15 protein-coding genes and 1 pseudogene are annotated in these 23,161 nt (G+C 41.5%); 9 read left to right on the top strand and 7 right to left on the bottom strand.

The features are described from left to right. Window positions 1-2: 2 nt before the first annotated feature. From BGO84_RS07480 to BGO84_RS07515, 8 genes and pseudogenes are all read left to right on the top strand, one after another. Window positions 3-1,508 (top strand): TolC family protein, encoded by a 1,506-nt coding sequence (locus BGO84_RS07480; protein ID WP_006801213.1) that lies wholly within the window; start codon window positions 3-5, stop codon window positions 1,506-1,508. Beyond that, the gene (locus BGO84_RS07485) at window positions 1,495-3,168 is read left to right on the top strand and encodes an efflux RND transporter periplasmic adaptor subunit (protein WP_135107444.1); all 1,674 of its coding nucleotides are present in this window, start codon (window positions 1,495-1,497) and stop codon (window positions 3,166-3,168) included. Before BGO84_RS07480 ends, BGO84_RS07485 begins: the two co-directional genes overlap by 14 nt. Before the next feature lie 180 nt (window positions 3,169-3,348). Then, window positions 3,349-3,615: pseudogene (locus tag BGO84_RS07490) on the top strand (heavy-metal-associated domain-containing protein); the annotation flags it as partial. 40 nt (window positions 3,616-3,655) lie between these two features. Next, entirely contained in the window at window positions 3,656-4,054 is a 399-nt protein-coding gene (locus BGO84_RS07495) for a heavy-metal-associated domain-containing protein (RefSeq protein ID WP_135107447.1), read from the top strand. Window positions 4,055-4,359: 305 nt separating this feature from the next. Further along, on the top strand, window positions 4,360-6,447 hold the full coding sequence (locus tag BGO84_RS07500; RefSeq protein WP_306539935.1) for a heavy metal translocating P-type ATPase: 2,088 nt from the start codon (window positions 4,360-4,362) through the stop codon (window positions 6,445-6,447). Between the two features lie 484 nt (window positions 6,448-6,931). Further along, a complete protein-coding gene (locus BGO84_RS07505; RefSeq protein ID WP_291028661.1) occupies window positions 6,932-7,762 on the top strand; it encodes an RteC domain-containing protein in 831 nt (276 codons plus the stop codon). Between the two features lie 199 nt (window positions 7,763-7,961). After that, complete coding sequence (locus tag BGO84_RS07510) at window positions 7,962-8,276, top strand: helix-turn-helix domain-containing protein (protein ID WP_006801219.1); 315 nt, start codon at window positions 7,962-7,964, stop codon at window positions 8,274-8,276. Beyond that, window positions 8,273-8,593, top strand: a complete 321-nt coding sequence (locus BGO84_RS07515) for a helix-turn-helix domain-containing protein (RefSeq protein WP_006801220.1) — start codon at window positions 8,273-8,275, stop codon at window positions 8,591-8,593. Before BGO84_RS07510 ends, BGO84_RS07515 begins: the two co-directional genes overlap by 4 nt. A 34-nt stretch (window positions 8,594-8,627) precedes the next feature. Here BGO84_RS07515 and BGO84_RS07520 read toward each other — a convergent pair whose 3' ends face one another. The 4 genes from BGO84_RS07520 to BGO84_RS07535 all read right to left on the bottom strand — a co-directional run bounded on the left by BGO84_RS07520 (window position 8,628) and on the right by BGO84_RS07535 (window position 18,719). Further along, window positions 8,628-14,438, bottom strand: a complete 5,811-nt coding sequence (locus tag BGO84_RS07520; protein ID WP_291028662.1) for an N-6 DNA methylase — start codon at window positions 14,436-14,438, stop codon at window positions 8,628-8,630. Further along, on the bottom strand, window positions 14,428-14,871 hold the full coding sequence (locus BGO84_RS07525) for a DUF1896 family protein (RefSeq protein ID WP_006801222.1): 444 nt from the start codon (window positions 14,869-14,871) through the stop codon (window positions 14,428-14,430). Before BGO84_RS07525 ends, BGO84_RS07520 begins: the two co-directional genes overlap by 11 nt. A 144-nt stretch (window positions 14,872-15,015) precedes the next feature. Continuing rightward, complete coding sequence (locus tag BGO84_RS07530) at window positions 15,016-17,124, bottom strand: type IA DNA topoisomerase (protein ID WP_291028663.1); 2,109 nt, start codon at window positions 17,122-17,124, stop codon at window positions 15,016-15,018. 35 nt (window positions 17,125-17,159) lie between these two features. Further along, the gene (locus tag BGO84_RS07535) at window positions 17,160-18,719 is read right to left on the bottom strand and encodes a DUF3945 domain-containing protein (RefSeq protein WP_006801224.1); all 1,560 of its coding nucleotides are present in this window, start codon (window positions 18,717-18,719) and stop codon (window positions 17,160-17,162) included. Between the two features lie 297 nt (window positions 18,720-19,016). Between BGO84_RS07535 and BGO84_RS07540 the strand changes: the two genes are divergently transcribed. Then, window positions 19,017-19,190 (top strand): histone H1, encoded by a 174-nt coding sequence (locus BGO84_RS07540; RefSeq protein WP_006801225.1) that lies wholly within the window; start codon window positions 19,017-19,019, stop codon window positions 19,188-19,190. A gap of 73 nt (window positions 19,191-19,263) precedes the next feature. Here the strand turns inward: BGO84_RS07540 and mobC are convergent, their stop codons facing one another. From mobC to mobA, 3 genes are read right to left on the bottom strand one after another with little or no spacing between them, the layout of a single operon-like run. Next, window positions 19,264-21,273 carry a conjugal transfer protein MobC gene (gene mobC, locus BGO84_RS07545; protein ID WP_291028664.1) on the bottom strand — a complete coding sequence of 670 codons (2,010 nt, stop codon included), beginning with the start codon at window positions 21,271-21,273 and terminating at the stop codon, window positions 19,264-19,266. Between the two features lie 34 nt (window positions 21,274-21,307). Next, the gene (mobB, locus tag BGO84_RS07550) at window positions 21,308-22,573 is read right to left on the bottom strand and encodes a conjugal transfer protein MobB (protein ID WP_006801230.1); all 1,266 of its coding nucleotides are present in this window, start codon (window positions 22,571-22,573) and stop codon (window positions 21,308-21,310) included. Window positions 22,574-22,575: 2 nt separating this feature from the next. Then, a complete protein-coding gene (mobA, locus tag BGO84_RS07555) occupies window positions 22,576-23,007 on the bottom strand; it encodes a conjugal transfer protein MobA (protein WP_006801231.1) in 432 nt (143 codons plus the stop codon). Window positions 23,008-23,161: the final 154 nt, after the last annotated feature.

Here is a 23,161-nt window from a genome sequence, read left to right on the forward strand (position 1 = left end):
TTATGACAACAATAAGAATCAAATATTTAACAATGCTGTTGTTGATGATAATGGGCACCGGTTCAGTTTCAGCACAAACCGCTGATTCACTCAGCCATTACCTCAAAATAGCTGCCTTTAATAACCCCGGAGTTAAAGCGGATTTTATGGTTTATAAGGCATCTCTGCAAAAAATACCACAAGCAGGAGCTTATGCAGATCCCGAACTTGAAATGGGCTTTTTCCTTGAACCGATGGATATTATCGGAGGGAAACAGGTTGCCGAGTTCAAACTGATGCAGATGTTCCCTTGGTTTGGTACAAAGAAAGCGGCACAGACCGAAGCCACCCACATGGCAAAAATGTCGTTTGAGAAATTCCGTGAAACAAGGGATAACCTTTATCTGGAAGTTTATACCCAATGGTATCTACTTTGCAGCTTACAACAAAAACTGATGAACAACAGGGATAACAAAGCCCTGCTGACTCAATTGGAACAACTGGCGTTACGTAAGTTTTCATCGCCATCAGCAGGTTCAGGTTCAGGATATTCAATTTCATCCCCGCCCCCACCAACCAGTACGCCTCCGGCAGGAGGAAGTGGTATGTCATCCATGTCCTCAATGGGAAGTAGTGGTGGCTCTCAGCCAACTGCTCAAAATGCAGGTATGTCTTCGATGGGCAGCTCCGGTGGTGGTATGACATCAGGCATGAGTGGTACAGCTTCCGGCGGTATGTCTGATGTGCTGCGTATCCAGTTGGAAATAGCTGAATTGGATAATAATATAGAGAGCATTCTTTCGGAAATAAAAGCGGAAAAAGCAAAGTTCAACGCTTTACTGAACCGCTCCGCTCTCAGCGAAATACAGATACCCGAAACCTTTGAGCAACTTCCATTCCTATTCGATCCCGAAACTGCTATGACAAAGATCAACGATCAGAACCCTATGTTGAACATGATTACCGAAGAAGGGCTTGCTTACAAAGCTAAAGCAGAAATGGATAAAAAGATGAGTTATCCGATGTTCGGTATAGGTGTGCAATATATGCTTAATAAGAAAACAAGCGATCCGATGTTCGGAATGGGCGATATGAACGGAAAGGATATGATTATGCCAATGGTTTCCGTTAGTATCCCCCTCTATCGTAACAAGTACAAGGCTCAACAGCGCGAAAGTAAATTCTGGTGGCAAGCCAGTAAAGAGAAATATACCAATACGTACAATGTACTGGAGTCGGAATTGTATAAGACAAAACACCTGCTGGATGATGCTTCCCGTAAAATTTCGCTATATAAAAAACAGTCAGACCTTGCTGAAACAACCTATAATTTGGTCGTACAGGAGTTTGTTGTTGGAAAAAGCGATCTAACCAATGTTATACAGGTTCAACGGCAACTGTTGGATTATCAACTCAAAAAAGCCGAGGCAGTCGCAAGTTACAATACAATGGTGGCATCTATTCAAAAACTGATTTCATTTAAGGATACTGAACAAAACGTAAACAGCATATATTATGGAAACGAATAAATTAAAAAAGATTATTAATAATAATTATATCAAGTACGGATTGATACTCATTGCCGGGCTGTTTATCGGCTGGCTGATATTCGGAGCTTCATCCAATAATCAGAATGAATCATCTGAGCATGTTCACGAAGAGGGTGCGGTACAAATTTGGACTTGTGCCATGCACCCTCAGATAAGACAAAACAAACCGGGTAAATGCCCTATTTGCGGTATGGATCTGATACCGTTGAAAACATCCGGTAGCGGAGACGAAGCTGTTGACCCGAGTGCGATTCAACTGTCTAAGGAAGCTGTGGCACTGGCTAATATACAAACAACCGTTATCAGCCGCCAAAATCCAATAAAAGATGTTCAGTTGTATGGTACAATACAAGCTGATGAACGATTGTCTCAATCACAAACATCCCATGTTAGTGGGCGGATTGAAAAACTCTTTATCAACTTCACAGGAGAGAGTGTTAGGCAAGGACAAACGATTGCTACAATTTATTCCCCTGAATTATTAAGTGCGCAGCAGGAATTATTGGAAGCAGCTAAAATGCAATCGGTACAACCTGCCTTAATTCAGGCGGCACGGGAAAAACTGCGCCTGTGGAAATTGACAGATGAACAGATCGCGAGGATAGAGCAATCAGGAAATGTGTCTGCATTGGTAGAAATAAAAGCCAATACCGGCGGTATTGTAGTCAGCAAAAAAGTGAATCAGGGAGATTATATTAATCAGGGAAGTGTACTTTTTGATATTGCTAACCTGTCACAGGTATGGGCTATGTTTGATGCCTATGAAGTAGATCTGCCTTTCCTTAAAGTCGGGGATAAAATTGATTTCACGTTGCAGGCTGTGCCCGGCAAAACATTTTCAGGTCGAATATCCTTTATTGATCCGATATTGGATAGAACGACCCGTACAGCTAAAATTCGGGTAGAAACAGCCAACTCCGGCATGCAATTAAAGCCGGAGATGTATGCTAATGCCATTATCAAAGCTCCGTTGAAACAATTCAACAATGAAATTGTCATACCAAAATCATCTGTGCTCTGGACAGGGAAACGTTCGATTGTCTATGTGAAGCAACCGAATACACAATCTCCGGCATTTATGTTACATGAAATTGAACTCGGACCGTCACTTGGCGATTCGTATGTAGTGCTTTCGGGTGTGAATGAAGGAGATGAGATTGTGACCAACGGAGCCTTTACCATTGATGCCAGTGCGCAACTCGAAGGAAAACGTAGTATGATGAATGCTGAAGCATCCCGTCCCGTAACAGGGCACGAAGGTCATAATATGTCGGGAAGCTCATCAGGTACAAACCAATCCGAAACATCAACCGGGCATGAAGGACACGATATGTCCTCCATGCAGGGAGATTCAAAACAAAGCATGACTGCCAAAACTGAACATGCTATGATAAATGTGCAGGGACTCTGTGAAATATGCAAAGAACGTATCGAGAAAGCTGCTAAAGGTGTTAGCGGAGTAACATCGGCTTCGTGGGATCAGAAGTCTAAACAACTGCATTTAAACTTTGATCCGGCAAAAACCAATGTGGATGCTATAAGTAAAGCAGTAGCCAAAGTTGGGCATGATACAGACAAGTACAAAGCAGACAAAGCTGTTTATGATGCACTACCGGACTGTTGCAAATACAAGAAATAAACATAACAACCTAAAAAAGGAATATTCACCATTAAAAAATAGAATAAAATGAAGAAGTATATTTTAGTCATCGTATTGGGATTAGGCATCCTGTCTTTTAGTGCCTGTAACTCAAAAAGCGCACCAAGTGACGATACATCCAAAACGGAACCGACAACCCAGTCAGCCCCAGAACATCATCAGGATGAACATGCCATGTTGGGTGTACAAGGACTTTGCGAATTGTGTAAAGAGCGGATAGAAACTGCTGCAAAAGGTGTGGAAGGGGTATCTTCGGCTATGTGGGATATAGAAAAGAAGGAACTACATCTGAACTTCAATCCACATCAGACTAATCTGGATGCAATCAGCAAGGCTATTGCCAAAGCAGGACATGATACGGATAAGGATAAAGCTGATCAGGCAGCATATGATGCATTGCCCGATTGCTGCAAATACAGAAAATAAGAGAAATACGAATAATTAATCAATCAAAATAAAAAAATAAATGAAAAAGATAGTTTTATTTTTAACAGTGATAATATTCTTATCAGCAAACAGCCTGACTGCTAACAATCAGGATAGCCTACAAAAAAAAGATACCATACATGCCAGACATCATCAAAAAGAAAAAAGTGAAATGAAAGAATCTCATGCGATGCTCAAAGTGGAAGGTAAGTGCGATATGTGTAAAAAACGAATTGAGACAGCCGCATTAAATGTGGAAGGTGTGTCTTCGGCTATTTGGGATAAAAAGACGAAAGAATTACATCTTAACTTTGACGAAAAGAAAACATCTATCGAGGCAATAAGTAAGGCCGTTGCCAAAGTGGGACATGATACAGAAAAGGACAAAACAGATAAAAAAACGTATAATGCCCTACCCGGCTGTTGCAAATACAGGTAATTCTGTTAGAAATAATTTAAACGGTGAATAAATGACCGGGATAAGTGAGTATTATATTTAAAGGGAATGCTCAATTAGAGCATTCCTCTTATAAAAAGAAGCCAAACATGGAACATACATATATTATAAACGGTATGACTTGTAATCATTTCCGTTCAAGTGTGGAAAAAGCACTGAATGCTATTGAAGGCATTCATGCAACTGTTACTCTTGATCCTCCTATAGCCATCATCAGTATGGATAAACATATATCTACGGAAGTATTGCAGGATGCCTTATCGAAAATTGGCAATTATACTATAGAAATGGCTCAAAATGCTCAAAACGTGTCGCATAATAATCATCAGGATCATACAGAAATGAACAGTATGCACAAAGGACATGACCATAGTGGGCATGGACATCAGAATCACGATCATGCGGGAGGACATATGGCTCATATGGGAAATCTTAAACAGAAATTTTGGATTTCCCTTATCGTAGCAATACCGATTATTCTGTTATCCCCTATGATGGGAATGAAACTACCTTTTAGCCTTTCGTTTGAGGGCTCATATTGGGTAGTACTGTTCTTAGCTTCGTTTCTATATTTTTACGGTGGATGGCCGTTCCTCACTGGAGCTGTAAGTGAACTAAAAGCAAAAAATCCGGCTATGATGACATTGATTTCAATGGGTATCACTGTTTCTTACATATACAGTGTGTACGCCTTTGTTACCAATTACATCCTGCAAGTGCCGGGTCACCGAATGGATTTCTTTTGGGAATTGGCGACACTAATTGTTATTATGTTGCTCGGTCATTGGATAGAAATGAAGGCTGTGGGTAATGCAGGAAACGCATTGCAGAAAATGGCTGAATTGTTGCCTGGAAGTGCACATCTGGTACAACCTGACGGAAGTATTAATGATGTCCCTCTTCAACAAATACAGGAAGGGCAGCATGTAATGGTAAAGGCGGGGGAAAAAGTGCCTGCTGACGGGAAAGTTATATCCGGTGAAACATCTGTTAATGAATCAATGGTAACCGGGGAAGCCAAAGCCATAAAGAAAAGCGAGGGAGCAATCGTAATAGGTGGCTCGGTCAATGGCTCGGGATCAATAGTAGTAGAAGTGACAGGAACAGGTGAATCAGGTTACCTAGCACAAGTGATGAAATTGGTAGGACAAGCCCAACAAGAAAAATCACGAGCGGAATCCATTTCCGATAAAGTAGCCAAAGCACTCTTTTATATAGCATTGATAGTAGGTATCATTGCATTTATCGTTTGGTATATTATCGACAAAGATATTAATATCGCATTGGAAAGGATGGTAACTGTCTTTATCATTGCCTGTCCACACGCTTTAGGCTTGGCTATCCCCCTTGTAGTAGCTCGCTCTACATCTTTAGGTGCAACACATGGTTTACTAATCCGTAACCGCAACGCATTGGAGAAAGCAAAGGATATATCCGTTGTAACCATGGATAAAACAGGCACACTTACTGAAGGTAATTTCCGTGTTTCCGTTGTTAAAAGTCTTTCGGATAGATGGAGTGATGCTGATATACTAAAAACAATGGCAGCAATGGAAGTACATTCCAATCATCCATTAGCAGTAGGTATATTGGATAAAGCCAAAGAAGATAAATTGGAGATACCAAAGGCCGAAAATGTTGCTCTTATAAGTGGAACAGGCTTATCGGGTACTGTAAGTGGACAGGATGCAAAAATTGTTACTGCTGCATATCTGGATAAAAATGCAGTGTCATATGATAAATCCTTGTTTAATGACTTGGCAGAAAAAGGCAATTCCATAAGTTACCTTTTAATAAATGATGATGTAGCAGGCTTAATAGCACAAGGAGATCAAATTAAACCAGAAGCCAAACAGACAGTAAAAAAACTTCAAAATGAAAAAATTACTCCGGTCATGTTAACAGGAGACAATGAAGCCTCAGCAAAGTCTGTTGGTGGACAGTTGGGAATCAGCGATGTATATGCCTCTCTTTTACCCGAAAATAAAGAGAAGGTCATAACAGAATACCAGCATAAGGGAAAAAACGTTATGATGGTGGGTGACGGAGTGAATGATGCCCCGGCATTGGCACGTGCAGATATCGGTGTGGCAATCGGTGCCGGAACAGATGTGGCGATAGATTCAGCAGACGTGGTATTGGTAAAAAGTAATCCATATGATATCATCCATTTTCTTTCACTTGCAAAAAACACAACAAAAAAAATGGTGCAAAATCTATGGTGGGGGGCAGGGTATAACATTATCGCTATACCATTGGCAGCAGGAATTCTCGCTCCTGTAGGTATTATATTGAGTCCTGCCGTAGGGGCTGTACTAATGTCCGTCAGTACAGTAATAGTTGCAATAAATGCGTTGATGTTACGAATGAAATAAAATCCATTTATTCATACCTGATGGAAATATTAATTGTTTTTATTTGATTCTGTTAAGTGTCACACCGGCATATGAAATAACCTGATAAGTTGTAGTATATATGTCGGTGTGTTTTACCATCATTTTGATGAATTTCCATTGAAGAAACTGAACCAATAATAAGACTATTAAGCGATTGTCTGAATAAAATGAGAAATTGTTTTCTTTCTTTAAACTCTAATGATATTTTTAATGAAAATGTTTTTTTAAAGAAATTAAACTTGAGATATTAGATTTCGTGCTCTATTGTAGTTCAATTAGTAACTGATGTTACGCAGGGAAACATTATACCTGTATCTCAGGCCTCACAAAGCACATTGTGTATCTAACGATGGGAAACTAAGATGCCCCTGAGGTATCCATATCGCATGTTCTCTCTTTTTTGCGTAACATCAGTTAGTAATAGAATTCTGTTTTACTGTTTGGTCTAAAAAGATGCATATTTATGATTCGATTTACCTCCCATCTAAAAAAAGAAATTGATATAAAGATTGAACAAATAGAATGTTCTGAAATGAGTATGATTACGAAGTCTTTGGATGCTTCCCGCGTACTTGCCAAAGCATTCAACCAATTAAAAGCATTTATTTTATCATACGATTTTAAAGATGAGGAAGAGGAAATTTATTTTTTCAAAGAAACTAAACCTAGATTATGCTCCCGTTTAATATTCTATCGTAAAGTCTATAATATTGAGATGAATCGCCCCATAGGTATAAATAAACAACGGGAATACTTCTGTGATTTATTGAATGATATAAACAAATATAATGGTAAAAGGCTTGATTTTATCCGTTATTACCGATCAGACTCTTCTCATTTAGACGCTATTTATTTTCTGCGGGATAAAACAGACGTGGAGCAATATCTCGAAACATTTTATTATGAATTTGATCCCCAATTTTCGACTAACTGCGATTTTAAGGTAGCGAAGATTTTAGCAAATGATATGCTTACTGTCTATTTGATGCACGAAGTGGAGTTGTTGGATGATAACGGTATGAAGAGTTGTTCTTTTGGCTTTCCTGCGACTAAAAAGACTTGGATGGGTAGTAAAGCCGAGTTACAGGAGCAAATATTTTCATGGGATAGTGCCGGAATGTTTGGAGACCTACCGTTGACACAACTTTACGATTATATCCAAAATGTATTTAATATCCAGTTAGATAGCAATCTTTCGCGAACTCTTGGTGATTTGAAAATACGGAATACCCCTACACCATTTCTTGACAAGTTAAAAGATGCCCTATTGCGGCGTATGGGTAGAAAAGAATAATACCGAGGTCGGTATGTATGCTTAAACACGCATTATACCGATCTTTTCTGTATTTTCTATTTCTCTTTTTCGGAGAAAATTTACTTATATTCGATTATATATAAGCTACTTACAGAAATATTCAAAAAGAGTAGTACCGACCTCGTTATCAAGTATCAAAAAACGCTCGAACTTTGCATCAAACCAATAAGTTACGAGCATGAAAGTAATAAGTATAGAATCGGAAGCCTATAAAAGTCTACTACAAAAAATTGACCGGATTCATTCTTTTGTACAAAAACAAGAAAAAGAAAATACTATCCTACAACAATCTGATCCATCAGAGGTTTGGCTGAGTGATCAAGATGCTGCTACCATATTACGGGTAAGTAGACGCACTATGCAGCGGTTACGCAGTAACGGAGAAATAACCTATTCAATCAGGGGAGGTAGAGTATGGTATCTGTTGGCAGAAGTGAAACGTCTATTACCGGGACTTGTGGTAAACAACAATAAGAAAGGAGGCAAACCATGAGCGAGAACGAAGGTATAAAAGATTTCATGCAAAAGTGGTTTGAGCAATTCATGGGACGCTTTGACCGATTGGATAAATTTATGGATATAATGAGCGGACGACATAACGTGCTAAACGGCGAACGTCTTTTGGATAATCAAGACTTGTGCCAAATGCTGAACGTAAGTAAACGGACATTGCAGCGTTACCGTTCGGCTGGCGAACTGACCTACATAACCATTCATCACAAGATATTTTATACAGAGAAAAACGTAGAGAAATTTATTCGTGATCATTTCAGAGATAACACTGATGAAGAAATGGTAGAAAAAGAATAAAAAACGACCGCAGAAATTCTACAGTCGTCTTCATTTAGAGTTTCATACCTCTTCTCTCTTCCTTTGGTGGAGAACTACCCACCGATGCAATCACGAACCTGTCTCCCATAACTTCTTTCACTCCCTGCAAAGTATTCGGCATAGGGCCACCTTGATTCACTGTCGATTCTGGACTATTCTGAGCTTGAACCTGATTCTTTTCAGAAACATTTTCTTGTCCCTCACTTTGCTCGATAGGCTTCAGTGACAACTCTATCCTACGCTCCAAAGCAGTGAGTTCCGTTTTCAAGTCTTTGAGGTCATTCTCTTTCGCCCAGATGCCTTCCACGACCTGTCTGAGAACGGGTACATCCTGCATCCGCTTATCGGTGTCCGTTTGATACTTCTCCAATAGTTTAGGCATACTGTCAAGTGCATTCAGAAAGTTAAGCGAGGCGGTTTTTGGATCTGCCGCCAAACTTCCATAATTATAGTTATAAAGTATCTGCCCCTCGCCACGTATGAAAAATCGGTTTTGTATCAAGTCAAAACCATCTTTATTCGTAGTTTCGGATTTTACCAATAGATCAAAACCATACAACGAGCCGATTTTCTCGTGTGCCCCGTGTGTACGTGCCTTATCCGATATCTCGTTCAATTTCTTGCCGATAGCAACCGGATCGGCAGCTTGAAACCCATCCAATTTTACAGGATTGAGCCGTGTGCCATCGGGAGCAACCTGCACCCTACTATTAAAGGCTTCCACATCTTTGGAGATGCGATCAATATATCCTTTATTGGATTCAACCGTCTGCATGATATTCTCCAACTTGTATCGGCTCACTGATTTGCCACGAGTGAAAGCCTGCTTTTCACTGTCCAAAGCAGCAATCTTCTTCTCAATCCTTGCTTTTTCCAATAATTCGGTGTTACCTGACAGGATAGCTACATATTCAGAAAAATTCATACCGCTTTTCTCATCCATACTACCCTCGTCAATGGTTCGAGTACCCAAATTATTATTTTTAAGCTGTTTGATAAATAACTGCTTGTTGTGCAGTAAACCAAATTTGTACGCATCGAGTGATTTTTCTACGGCATATATTTTTACATCTACCTTATTATCAGCATAGAGTTTCGCTATTTCATTCCCTTTTCTTATAGCCCGTCCGTCGCGTTGCTCCAGATCTGACGGACGCCACGGTGCGTCAAGATGATGAATAGCCACCGCCCGCTTCTGAGCGTTTACGCCTGTTCCCAACATCTCGGTAGAGCCAAATAGTACACGGATTTTACCTTCATTCATATCCTTTATCATAGCTTTTCGTGCCCTCTCGCTGGTGGCTTCCTGAATAAATCTGACCTCGGATGCAGGGATGCCGTAATCTTCCACCAACTTACGTTTGATTTCGGTATAGGGACTCCATTGCCCCGGTTTGTAGGTTCCCAAATCCGAGAAAACGAACTGTGTTCCTTTCTGGGCATTGTACTTTTGATAATAGTCCGCTATCGAAGCGGCACAATGGCTGGCTTTGTTATCTATATGATCGCCATACTTATCGGGATCTATCATCCGCATATCAAGAGACATCTTTCGGGCATAGTCGGTTGCTATCAGCATCTTTGCTTTTTCTTCCCGTTCCGATAATGGTGCACGTCCCAAAAGAGTGGCATTGCCCGTTTTGGCGAACTCCATCAGCTTACCGATAAATTCCTGCTGGTCGGGTGTGGGTGGTATATTGTGCAGAATTTCGTTCTTTTCGGGACGATTAATACCAATATCCTGTGCGGTACGGTAATCGGTAATTTCGGAATAGAAAGAAGCCAGTTCCGGCACTTTGATAAAATAGCGGAAACGTTCTTTCTGCACGATCTGGTTGGTAACCGAAAACTCGTAATCTTTGGTTTTCTTGGCAAAGATAGCTGCCCAAGCATCGAAGGTATTGATGCCTTGTCTTTCCAATTCCCTGGGACGCAAATATTTGAATAACAGATATAATTCGGTCAATGAATTGGAGATCGTTGTTCCCGACGAATAAGTAGCCCCTAAATCCTTGCCTGTACGTTCCTGTATGGTACGCAAGGCAAAAAGCATATTGAGTGCCCTTTGTGAACCTTCGGTATTCCCCAAGCCTGCCACACGGTCATGACGGGTGGTAAAAGTCAGATTTTTAAATTTGTGAGATTCATCTACAAACAAGTGGTCTATACCGATCATCCGAAAATCAGACATATTATCCTTGCGATTCTCGATCTGGTGGGCTACCCCTTCCAATTTAGCTTCAAGATTGCTTTTGCGTTTCTCACAACCTTTGAGCATCCCTCTTGATACCTCTTTACCCTGTGAACGCAATACTTCAAGATTTTCCTCCACGCTATCGAGTTCTGCCTGCAAGATGTCCCGCTGTATCTCCGGGGATTGTGGTATCATCCCGAACTGTTCGTGTGTTAAAATAACAGCATCCCAATTGTTGTTTTTCATTTCATTAAAAATACGATTGCGGTTCTGCGGTGTAAAATCCTCCTTGCCTGGATAAAGTACCTTTGCATCAGGGTATGCCGTACAAAAGGTCTGGGCGATTTCATGGACATTGGCTTTCAGTCCTGTGATAAGGGGTTTATTCACTAATCCGAGCCGTTTCATCTCCATTGCTCCACAACACATAATCAGCGTTTTGCCACCTCCCACTTCATGGTCGATTATACCACCACCGTTCAATTTAAGCATCCAGATGGCATCTTTCTGGCTCTTGTATAAGTCGGGAATACCCAAGCCTTTTAGATCGAGTCCGGGAAAAGTCTGATGTGAACCGTCATATTCGGGACGTACAAAACAATTGAACTTACGGTTATAAAGGTCGGTAAGTCGGTCTTTAAATTCGGGAGTCTGCTCTCTGAGCCATTCCGAAAAGCCGTTACGCATCTCATCTATTTTGGTATTGGCAAGCTGAATCGCTTCTCCGTCCCGTACCTTTGTCTCCTTGCCATTGACTCTGACCGTTTTGGTAATATCGGGAGTCGTGTCGTGCAAGGCATGACGCATCAGGGCAATACCATCAAAGGTGCGACTTTCTCCTTTGACAGCATACTGATCACTGATCTTAGCATTTTTAGTATTGGAATTTATGCTAAACTCATCTCGGCTCTGTGCATAATGGATATTGACGTCCGTTTCAAAGAGGTGTAAAGCAAAAGCGGCATAGATACCCGTAGGTATCCAGCGTTCACCGAAATTGAAATCCAGATCGTCGAAGGCTATCGGTTTGGGTATGGCTTCCTGTAAAACAGTCAGAGATTCTTTGGCTGTTTTATGTTCGGGATTGCGGTCAATAAAATTCTGTACCTCATCTGCTTTTGAGATAACATTGCCCGATATAAACTTATCTGCTACCTCATAGTCACCAACAAGAGGATTGAAATAGATTTTACCTTTTAGTTCGTCAAGTATTCCCTCTTGCGTATTATTGGTTAGAGAGACCATGTAGTCCAAATTGACTGCACCGTATTTATTGAGACTGGAAACCAATGCTTCGTATGCATTATCTACTTTGGAAATCTCATTGGGATTGAAAGCTACGGGATGTTCAAAGATATCAGCCTTCATCGCTTTGCCCTCTCGGTAACGTTCCAACGAAAGTATTTCCCGTCCTGCGACATCCATCTTGATAAGTTCGAGGTTTCTCGCATCGTTCAGGTTTCCGAATTTTTGTGTAAAATCATCATACAAGCGATTGAGCATCTGCCGTAATGCGGGATTCTCTTTCAGTGTATCGGCTTCGTTGTTGTACAGATGGTTGTAAGTATCGCGTATCTCGATATAAAGTGATGCCTGTTTTTGTTGATTCGGTGGCAATTCCAACGGATGAAACATAGGTTGATGTCCGTCCATATCCCGCAGGTAGCCGATGCGATTATCTACATCAGTGACTAATGAGCCATCCTTATAATATTTTGGCAATCCGGTTTCGGGTATTGGCATCGGAATAGGCTTTAATCGTTCTGCCTTTTCCTTTTCCAAACGTCCCGCACGTTGTTCGGGTGTTTCTGTTGGTGTACTTGCTGTCGGACTTTTAGCTTGTACCTCCTTTTGCTGGCTGGCTTTAGGCTGTGGTATGGGCATACGGCGACGGGAACGCTTGGGCTGTTTAATCTGTGAACGTTCTTCGGCTGAAAATCCAAACAAGTCGTACAAGGTAACAATCGGCTGTTGCTGCATATCAGGCGGCGGTACTTCCTTTTGTTCTATTACTTCTCCAGTATTCGTATTTACAAACAATCCGCTGGCTTCATCCTTGATGATTGTATCTTTTTTTTCTATTGTTGGTATAGCCTTCGTCTTTTCCTTTGGTGTGGCAATGCGTGGTTCTACAACTGCTTTTCTCCCCTGTTCGGACAGTTCCGCCCATGCTTTGCGGTTTCTGGCTTCTCCAAAAGGATGGAAAAGGACTAAATCTTCTTCAATAGGTTCGTAAGCCGATTTGGGACTTAATTCCACCATATCCGAAACGGATATTTCCTGTATGCCTTTTGGCTCTTGAATTTGTTTTGTTGTTTCGGATTGTTGTACTGTCGACTGTGTCAGAAAATCCTCCACTTCTTGCCAAAATGGACTAAGGTCATCGGGAAGGCGAGTTTCATCTAAATTGGGTGTTTGTCTTATTTCCGCAGTGGGAGCTACCTGTAATTGCAATTGTTCTACTGTACTCTGTGCATGGCTTTGATAATGCTGTACATCTAAATGTTGAGTAAAATCTTCATTCAGCATCCGATACAATGTGGCGGCAATGGCTTCCGCTCCTCCCGAATGAGTAAATTCCATTGCAGGTTTTCCGTAAGGGTCAGTACCTACTTTTACATCGGTCTGTATCACCCTGTCGAAGTCTTTGAACAGATTATTTACAGATATACCGTTCGATAATTTGCGAGATTCGATAAAATCCTGCTGCCTTTGGGTCGGCAGGATATTATCATTCTTACGTTGCAGGATAATCAGATCGCTTCCGACTTCTGTTCCTGCTTCCTCTGTAAACAAGTTATTGGGTAATCGGATGGCGGAAACGACATTGCAACTATTCATCAGGTGTTCACGAATCGGTTTATTCTGCTCCGAATTAAGAACTCCCTGTGAAGTGATAAAAGCTATCAATCCTCCCTCACGGGCAGCCATCACACTTTTAGTGAAAAAATAATTATGGATTGCCTTTGTAGATTGGCTCACTGCGGGTATCTCATGTTTGGATAGTAAAGGATCAAATACAGCAACATCGCCGAAAGGAATGTTCGAAGCGATTACATCATAATGCTGCGAGTATCGTCCTTCCATTTTTTCGTAACCTTCAATCCGTATTTTATCCTCTGGGTGGAGGTGTGAGAGAATCTTGCCTGTCAGCAGATCTTTTTCAAATCCTGTTACTTCTGCATCAGGAACAGTTTCTTTGAACGAGGATATAAACGCTCCGGTTCCCGCACTCGGTTCAAGAAAACGTTGAGGTTTGATGCCACTGTTATTCAGAGCGAGTGTCAAAGCATCAATAACGGGCTTGGGTGTATAGAAAGCGGTCAGCACCGAATTTTTAAGGGAGCTTACAGAGCGTTTGTATTCGGCATCATCTTTCGCTCCTTCCCGTAACACTTGATGTAATTCGGTTACAAGTGGGAACAAATCATGCTCCGAGGCTTTCCAATATTGTATATCTTCCTGTTTGGCGGCGGGATTCAACACGGCTTTTATCCCTCCAAAACCGGAATAGGCTGCCAATTTTATTTTTTCATCATCGGTAGCCTGCCTTTTCTCTTTATCGAGAGCAAAAGCAATGCGTATTGCCTCGATGTTATCCCGAAGATGGGCTTTTTTATTATAAGCCATTTTCGAGAAGTATTTGTATTTCACCAGTCAGTTCCGTGTAAAACTGATTGTACTCAGGTGTATCGGCGAAATCATCAGACAAGCTGTATTTCTGAATTGTACCCGTAAGGCAGGGTAATAGCTCCATTGCTATGCCTTCGGCTTGTGAGGGAGGTATTTCTTCGGAAAATTCTTCCCAAAGGATAGTTACAAGGGTTCGGTAGGTGGAGAAATATAAGCCTTCGTATAAGACCTTTGAAGAGGCTTCTTCTGCATAGTCATGGGTATGACCTGCTTTTATAGCTTGGCTATACGTCTCTGCTGCGGCATCACCACGTACAGCAATAAAGTTGTGGTCAGTTGCTTTGTCGGGATGTGTATCACGTAGATAAGATAATAGGGATAGTCGGAAATAAGACAGTTCTGTAACTGTCGTTTTAGTTTTTGTCGCCATATCATTGATTTTTTAGTGGTGAGAAATAGGATGGAAAAAAAAGGCATCCAGAGCCTTGCCCCGGATGCCACCACTAAAAAATCAATGTTAAACGACTATTCCGAATCGTAGAACAAAGACCTTTCAGTGGTAAAGATAGTGATTTTACTTAGAACGTTTCTTTTTGCCGTCACCTTTGCGTGGTGGAAATTCAAAGACTGTTTTGTAGTCCACATCAAATTTTACGATGGCATCAAAGGTACTTCCGGTCTTAGAGCTTACGAAACCTTTTATTAGTGCGGTTTTTCCGTTCATCAAAAGATCATTGAGTTGTCCGTCCGTCAATTCTTTTTTGGCAATGGAGCGGAATACGATCAGTCCACAACTTTCATCTTTACATTTTACCACTTTGGGATAAAATACCATCTGTCCGTTTTTACATTTTGGGCAAGGACAAGTATTGTGATTATCCGTGCGTTCAATGGTGGTAGAAAGCAGCTCCGTAGTTATCTGCGAGGCATAGACTTCTATTCCCTTGTGAAATGTAGCCGCATCCATCTTGCCTAAAGCAATTTTATTGAGGGCTTCCTCCCATTGACCTGTCATCGCTACATCGGCTATCTTTTTGTCCTTTACTGCCAGATAGACTACCAATCCTTTGTTGGTCGGAACAAGAGACTTTTTCTCTCTGACGATGTACTCACGGGAAAATAGTGTTTCGATAATGGATGCACGGGTGGCAGGTGTTCCGATACCGCATTCCTTCATCGCTTCACGTTGCTGTTCGTCCTCTACTTCTTTGCCTGCGGATTCCATCGAACTAAGCAAACTTGCCTCCGTATGCAATGGACGGGGTTTGGTCTGCTTTTCTTGAATCTCGCAATCACGAACAGAAAGATTATCTCCCTCCAGAAGAACAGGTAAAGTGGTGGAATCCTCTTCATCGTTTGGCTCGTCTTTAGCATCAAATACCGCCCTCCAGCCGGGGACGAGTGTAACGCTTCCTTTGCAGGAAAAGTGTACGCCATCGGCATCAAGTGATACGGTGGTGTTCTCTTTGATGCAACGTTCGCCAAAGGCTTCGAGCATACGTCCGGCAACCATATCGTAGATAAGCTGTTCGTCTTTGGATAAATTACTTGCTGATTCTTCTGTAATAATCAGCGCATGGTGGTCGGTCACTTTCTTATCGTCCACCGAACGGGTATTGAGCGTAGTGTCGAATCTGCCGTCTATGTATTTTCCGAAAAGAGAGTGTGCCCGCAGCGTAGCGATCAGGTGCGGTATTTCCTCCAGCACATCCTCGGAAATATAACGGCTGCCCGTTCGGGGATAGGAAATTTTCTTCGCTTCATACAGATTTTGTGCTATCGTCAGCGTCTTATCTGCCGAAAAACCATGCTCGCTGTTGGCTTCCTTTTGAAGTGTGGTAAGGTCGTACAGCAAAGGTGGTTCCTGCTTGACCTCCTTACGTTCTACGGCTGTAACCTGTATAGCTCCTGCGGCTTTTACCTTTGCCGTAACTTCTTCGGTACGAGTTCGGGTGTCGAATTTATCTACCGAATGAACGGAAAAAGTAGTAGCTTCTTTTTCTGTTTGTAATTTCAGCCGAAAATAGGTCTGTGGTTTGAAGTCTTTATTTTCCAGATAACGACTACAAATAATCGCCAGTGTTGGGGTTTGTACCCTGCCAAGTGACCAAACGCCATACCCTGCCGAGATAGAAAGAGCCTGACTACTATTGATCCCTACGAGCCAATCAGCAGTACTGCGGGCTTTCGCTGAAGCATACAGATTGTCGTATTCTGCTCCGAGGCGAAGTGTTTTAAAGCCGTCTTTGATGGCTCGGTCTGTTAGCGAACTGATCCATAATCGCTGAAATGGGACAGTACAACACAGATAATCATAGATATATCGGAAAATCAATTCGCCCTCGCGTCCGGCATCGGCACAATTTATGATCTCATCTGCCTTAGAGAATAGCTCCTTGATTACTTTGAGTTGTTTCATCACACCGGGATCGTTCTTGTACTCCTTACCCTCTTTAACTTGTCGGGGCAATAGTTTAAATTCTTTTGGGAGTATCGGCAGGTTCTCTTTCTGAAATCCTGTGATACCATAATGTTCCGGCATGGCGAGTCCGACCAAATGCCCGAAAGCCCATGTAACGGCATATCCGTTACCTTCCATATAGCCCTCTTTTTTATTATTTGCTCCAACTATGGCTGCTATACTTTTTGCCACAGAGGGTTTTTCTGCTATTATTATTTTCATTTTAACATTGATTTTTTAGTGGTTGATGATAAAAACTACATTTTTCGCCCTTTACTTTTCTTGGGAGCGGCAGGAGATTGTTTTTGTTCCTGTTGCTGTTTTTGCTCCTTCTTTTCGACTTGTTTGACGGTGGGTTGTGTCTGTCCTTGTTTTAGCGGCTCTTTGGAATGTTTGGTCGCTTCGTTGGTCTTACCTTCGTTATTTACAGCCACTTGTGTTCTGCTTTCAGCAGCAGGAGTAACTTTCTGAGAATCCTTAGCCGCTTGCTTCGCTTCGATTGCTCGTACTTGATCGGGATGCTTAGAGGTATGGCGGACTTTATCTCTGTTTTCGTCAACCCATACCCATGCATTATATTTCTGTCCTTTCTGATCGGTAGCTTCTACCTTTTGTGCACCTGAAGCATCTGTTTGTTGTTGCTTCGGACGGGATTGCATACCCTCAACAAAGATTGGTTCTTTATTACACAGCTTGGTAAACTCTTCTTTACTAAGCTGTACGCCACCTTGCTTAGAATAAATCCATACCTCATCAACTTTACGGGCTTTGGGTAATGGCTTTTCCTGTGCTTGTCCCTGTTTGGCTTGTCGCTGCTCCTTATGCTGTTGCCGTTGTTCGTCACTGAACTTAAAATCGAAGTTTTTATTGACTGCATTGAACTGCACAAAACGATCTATCTTCTGTGGTTCTTCTCCGGGCTTCACTTTTTTATCCATGCCCTCAACCCATACAGCTTTACCCTCTCTCAATCCTTGTTGCTGTTCAGGAGAAAGAGGAGCATTCTTCAAGGTCTGCGGGATATTGATTTCAGAGATAGGGACAGCTTCGAGTCGATTCGTCATTTTGTCGAGAGATACAAGCGAGGGGATTTTCTCACCTCCGGCTACGGGTTCAAGTTCGTAGACTCGTGCTCCGTGCCCTGTTTTTTGGAGTTGCTCTTTGTCCTGCTCGGAAAAAGCTATTCCCATGAATGGTTTGTCAAAATCGGGTTGTTCCTGCTTGGGATGGGTTACCAACTTGATACTTCCATCCGCCTGTGGTTCTAATGATAAACGAGCTTGCATCGGGAACTCATTGCCGTCAATAGTAGGTTTGATATCGACCAATCCCGGAGACTTGTGTCCGTAAACCATCGCTTTGAGGGCATCCTGCAATTTGTCACCCGAAAGTCCCAACTTCTCAGTCTCTTTCCAATTGAGTTTGTTGAGGTCTAAAGGCTGAAACTTACCTGTAAGCTCAATATGTATCTTTACCTTACCATCAAATTTAAGGCGATACGGATCGAGGGCTTTGTCGGTGTGGTCGATACGGATAAGTTTGTCGAGAAAAGCCGCTATTTTATCTATGGCTGACACCCCGACGGCATACACACCCGTATGTGACGGGTGATTGAACTGTGCCGACATCTTCTTGAAGAAATTTTCCAGAAAGTTACTGTTGGTATCGACCTTCAAAAATTGGTCGGCATTCTCTTTGGTGGGTTCAACGGTTTTGAGTTTACCGTCCTGCTCCCCTGTGATGACTTTGAGTTTGCCATCTTCGCCTTGGGTCAATAAGACTTTAGGCTCTTCGGATTTTACTTTGTTTTGATCCATAATAAATGATATTTTTATTCTGCATTAACATTAATACAAAGCGAAAATACATCTTACTAATGGACTGATTGCAAGGTTTTAAAGAGGTGGATGCTTGTGTCTGTGCTTGTCTATGGATGGTTTTAGAAAGGTTCTTATTTATCGACCTGTTTCATTATCTAAATAGCGAAAGAACTGTATATTTGTAATTGTTATTTTTAGGATATCATTAAAAGAAGTTGTAGCAGATTTAGAGAAAGAGAACGAAGATGATTTATGATAATTATTATCTTTGCCCCGAATAAAAAATAAAAAACAATGAAAAATTTAGTAGAAAACATCAACTCCCTAATTGCAGACTTCCAAAAAGATGCATCGTTACAAGTAGAAAGCGGAAACAAAGCAGCAGGAACTCGTGCCAGAAAAACATCTTTAGCAATAGAAAAAGCATTGAAAGAATTTCGTAAAGCATCTATTGAAGCTGCAAAATAAGATTCTATATTTAAGGAATATAAAAAGCCGAATAATATTTTCAATTATCCGGCTTTCTTATTTTTGATAAAACCTATTCTTCTTTCGGCAGGAGATGGCAAAGGTCGGGATCGTCCTTGATACGTTGCAATTCCTCAACTACAATCTGTTTAGCTTCGGCTTTGATGCGATCATAGTTTTCCTTTATCATTTCCTTCATTCGGTCTACACCATTCTCATCTACAAAGTTGGTGATAACAGGTATCTTCTTGTATTCCTTTGTTTCGGCTGAAACCCGCTCGTTATCTACCACAATTTCGCAGTGAAAAATCTTTTGCTCTATCCGCTCGTCGAAGTTATCCGCTATCGCACCCACAAACATACCCTGTGTCAGATTGGATATTTTGGATGCTGGTATCAAGCTATCCATTTGGGTAGAAATGGAAGTCGATTTATCGTTGCGGTTGATGGTCATAGACTGGCGTTTCTGTAATACTTTTCCGAATCGGTCAGACAAGGTTTTTGCTGTATCTCCGACCACCTGCCCCGAAAATATATTACCTACTGTGTTCATTACTACGGCAGCCTCCTTGTCTCCATAATCACGCTTTAGCTGCGAAAAATCTTGAAAACCTAACAAGACAGCAACCTTGTTACTTCGGGCAGTGGCTATCAAGTTATCCAATCCTTTGAAATAAATTGTCGGTAACTCATCAATGATAACCGATGATTTGAGTTGCCCCTTCTTATTTATGAGTTTCACAATACGACTATTATACAATCCAAGTGCCGCTCCATAGATGTTTTGTCTGTCAGGATTGTTACCTACTACCAATATTTTCGGGTCATCGGGATTGTTGATATCTAAGGTAAATTCATCGCCCGACATCACCCAATATAATTGCGGGCTAATCATACGAGAAAGAGGTATTTTAGCACTCGCAATCTGCCCCTGAAGCTGGTCAGCAGCTCCAGATTTCCACGCATCCATAAAGGGAGAAAGGTAGTTTTCGAGGTCTGGGTACGAAGTCAGAATCGGAAAAATATCTTCATAACTTTTGTTCAAAAATTCTATGGCATGAGGAAAAGTACAGTATTTACCATCCTTGTAGATTCGCAAATACCATATAATGGCAGCAAAAAGGATAATCGGAGATTCTACAAAGAAGTCTCCTTGTTTTTGCACCCACGTCCGGTTCAAATTTAACATTATGGTGTATGCACTCTCATAAGCATCTGAAATATCATCCATAAATGACGGGTTAATTGGATTGCAACGGTGGCTACGACTTGGATCATCAAAGTTTATCACATAAAAGGTCGGTACTTTCTTATAACCTTCTCTATTGTTTAACAGATGGTTATAAGCAATAGTCGAAAGGTCTGGAAACTTGAAATCGTAAATATAGCCCGTATAGCCTTTCTCAATCTGCTGTTTGATGAACTGATTTACAACGGCGTATGACTTACCCGAACCAGGAGTACCCAACACAATAGCCGCACGAAACGGGTTTACTACGTTTATCCAACCTTTCCACTGCTTTTTTTTGTACCAAAACTTTGTGGGCAGGTTTATCGAATAATCATTTACCATCAACTTGGTTTCCTGCATAAACGATTCGTTTTCGTTATTGAACGGATCGTCCATCAGATTGTTTTTGAGTAAGCGACTCATCCATGTACCCGCCATCAAAAGCAATATATATCCTACTGCAATGGTAAAAATATAAAAGCCTGCATTGGCTATTTTGGGAAGAGGCAGATAAAGAAGCCACCAGTTCAGAAAGAAAAATACAAAACCAAAAATAAGACATACATAGATATGATTCCATGTAATCTTTTCCTCCTTCACTCCCTTTGTCCCCAAACAGGACAGGGCAAGGAATACCACGGCAAAGATTTTCGTCCACAATATAGAATTGAACAAACCTGCGGTACGGTTAAAATTCATTAGAATTTTATCTACTACCCCGATATTAATTCCCCACTCGTGTATTGCCTGATAACAGAACCAATAAATATTCATCAGAACGAACAAAATACTGATCGCCCTCATAAACTCCATGACTTTAGCAAGTCCTCTTAAATCATCCTCATTTTGCATAATTGTTATTTTTAAATTGTTAGAATTCTAAATTTTATAGCTGCCTGCCGTATCTGCGTTTCTTCTTTTTCTTACGCTTTAGGCTTGGCTGTTTGTTGTCTGCCCCCTCGACTTCGGGAGTAAAGACAGAGAATAAGCTCCCCACAGCATCGCCCGTCTCGGAGTGAGCCGATTGCGGTTGTGGATGCTTGTTGGTAGTAGGCTCGGCACTTTGATTTGTAGCAATGGATGGTTTTGGCGTTTGCATATCCTCACGAGGTGAATTATCTGCAAAGCGTTCATTGAGAACATTTGCCGAAAACTCCTTACCCAAACGAGAACCGTTAAGAACCACTCGCTGGTTATGGTCAATAAATGTAGCCCCATAGATGCGTCCTTCATCGTTGCGTCGTAACACAAGATCGATACCTTTCTCCCGCAAAGCCGCTCGGAACTCGCTCTCTGTGCGGGTACTTGCAAAGGACGCAGAAACAGTAGCACGGGTTTGTTTGGCTATGCCGTTTACCTTGATTGTTTCTTTTGACTTCTCAAATCGTTTTTCCAATCTATCCAAACCGTGTTCCTTACCAAACAGAGAGGATTTTAAAGGTGTACCGACACGATTGCCATCACTGTCCAATGCCGAATAGACCAATCCCCGATACGCTTTACCTTTGTTTTCTCCTTTTATTTCCTCTACTCCTATATTATATAAGGAAAGTAAAGCACGATATTCTCCCAAAGTCTGAAAAGAATACATTTCAGAGAGCGGTTTTATGATGTTTGCCACCTGTTTTTTTAAGTTCCCCTGGCTAACGTCTATTGGAGCAAGTTGCCATGCCTCGCCCTGATTCTTTTCTTTTGAGTGCAGACCGTACTTTTGTTCTAAAGAATCGGTGATCTTTCTGCTGCGTTCGTAATTTTTGCTGTCGCTGATTATTGAGCCATCCGTGCGTACACGGGTCGAAACAATGTGTATATGCTCCCTGCCAATGTCCTCATGTTTGAAAATCATATAGGGTTGTCCGCCATACCCGAACCGCTCCATATACTCACGCCCGATGTCGGCAAGTTGCTGATCGGTCAGCTTATCGTCCGGATGTGGATTGAGTGAGATATGGATAACAGGCTTCGATGTGCGAATATGCGAGGGCATAAATCGCTCGAAATCTTCCATACAAGAGGCAACATTGAACACACCATCATTAGGTTCAATGACCAGATTGGTAGCCAAAACTTTACCTAAACCCTCATTTACTTTCTCTTGATTGTAGGAAAGTGCACCATACAAACTGCTTCCGTGACTAAATTTTGCAACCATTTTTAGAGATGTTTAGCCTTAAATTGTTCGCATAGTTGCATCACTTCCCGTCCAATTCCTGCCAGTTCAATAGTTGCATTTTCCAATTTATAGAGCAATGCCAATGCTTTTTTCTCTCCAAAATTGGAATGTAATTCCTTTACAACTTGATTATAATTGACTCCGATACTTCGTATTTGTCCGTGTAGAGCAGTGAGCTTTGCAATAAATTCTACTGCTGAAGCATCGGTTTTCACTACACGAAATTCATCCCCAAAGATGCGGGCAGCGATAAAACCGGATAAGGATTGTACGCCTGACTGTTCATACAAGGCTAAAAAATCGACGTGTTGCTGATCTGTCAGGTTCACAGTCAGTCGATGCTTTGCCGGATCGTTCTTCGGGGGTCTGCCCCCTTTTCCCCGATTATGGGGACTTCTTCTTTCTTCGTTCATAACATGATTTTTTTAGTGGTTTATGAACGCTACGGACGGTTCAATCCGTCTTCATTTTTCCCGACTCCGGAGAGGAAAATACCCCTCTGGAAGAGCAAGGGTTGTGTGCTGCAAAATTCATTTTGCGATGCACTCAACATACCTTGCTATTTGC

This window comes from Dysgonomonas sp. 37-18 (genome assembly GCF_001899125.1).
Taxonomy (GTDB): Bacteria; Bacteroidota; Bacteroidia; order Bacteroidales; family Dysgonomonadaceae; genus Dysgonomonas.

Coding starts and splice junctions, on each gene's coding strand:
- mobA (WP_006801231.1), bottom strand. CDS start 23,007: ATGAACGAAGAAAGAAGAAGTCCCCATAATCGGGGAAAAGGGGGCAGA.
- BGO84_RS07535 (WP_006801224.1), bottom strand. CDS start 18,719: ATGGATCAAAACAAAGTAAAATCCGAAGAGCCTAAAGTCTTATTGACC.
- mobC (WP_291028664.1), bottom strand. CDS start 21,273: ATGCAAAATGAGGATGATTTAAGAGGACTTGCTAAAGTCATGGAGTTT.
- BGO84_RS07505 (WP_291028661.1), top strand. CDS start 6,932: ATGATTCGATTTACCTCCCATCTAAAAAAAGAAATTGATATAAAGATT.
- BGO84_RS07520 (WP_291028662.1), bottom strand. CDS start 14,438: ATGGCTTATAATAAAAAAGCCCATCTTCGGGATAACATCGAGGCAATA.
- BGO84_RS07500 (WP_306539935.1), top strand. CDS start 4,360: ATGGCTCAAAATGCTCAAAACGTGTCGCATAATAATCATCAGGATCAT.
- BGO84_RS07480 (WP_006801213.1), top strand. CDS start 3: ATGACAACAATAAGAATCAAATATTTAACAATGCTGTTGTTGATGATA.
- BGO84_RS07515 (WP_006801220.1), top strand. CDS start 8,273: ATGAGCGAGAACGAAGGTATAAAAGATTTCATGCAAAAGTGGTTTGAG.
- mobB (WP_006801230.1), bottom strand. CDS start 22,573: ATGGTTGCAAAATTTAGTCACGGAAGCAGTTTGTATGGTGCACTTTCC.
- BGO84_RS07525 (WP_006801222.1), bottom strand. CDS start 14,871: ATGGCGACAAAAACTAAAACGACAGTTACAGAACTGTCTTATTTCCGA.
- BGO84_RS07530 (WP_291028663.1), bottom strand. CDS start 17,124: ATGAAAATAATAATAGCAGAAAAACCCTCTGTGGCAAAAAGTATAGCA.
- BGO84_RS07495 (WP_135107447.1), top strand. CDS start 3,656: ATGAAAAAGATAGTTTTATTTTTAACAGTGATAATATTCTTATCAGCA.
- BGO84_RS07510 (WP_006801219.1), top strand. CDS start 7,962: ATGAAAGTAATAAGTATAGAATCGGAAGCCTATAAAAGTCTACTACAA.
- BGO84_RS07485 (WP_135107444.1), top strand. CDS start 1,495: ATGGAAACGAATAAATTAAAAAAGATTATTAATAATAATTATATCAAG.
- BGO84_RS07540 (WP_006801225.1), top strand. CDS start 19,017: ATGAAAAATTTAGTAGAAAACATCAACTCCCTAATTGCAGACTTCCAA.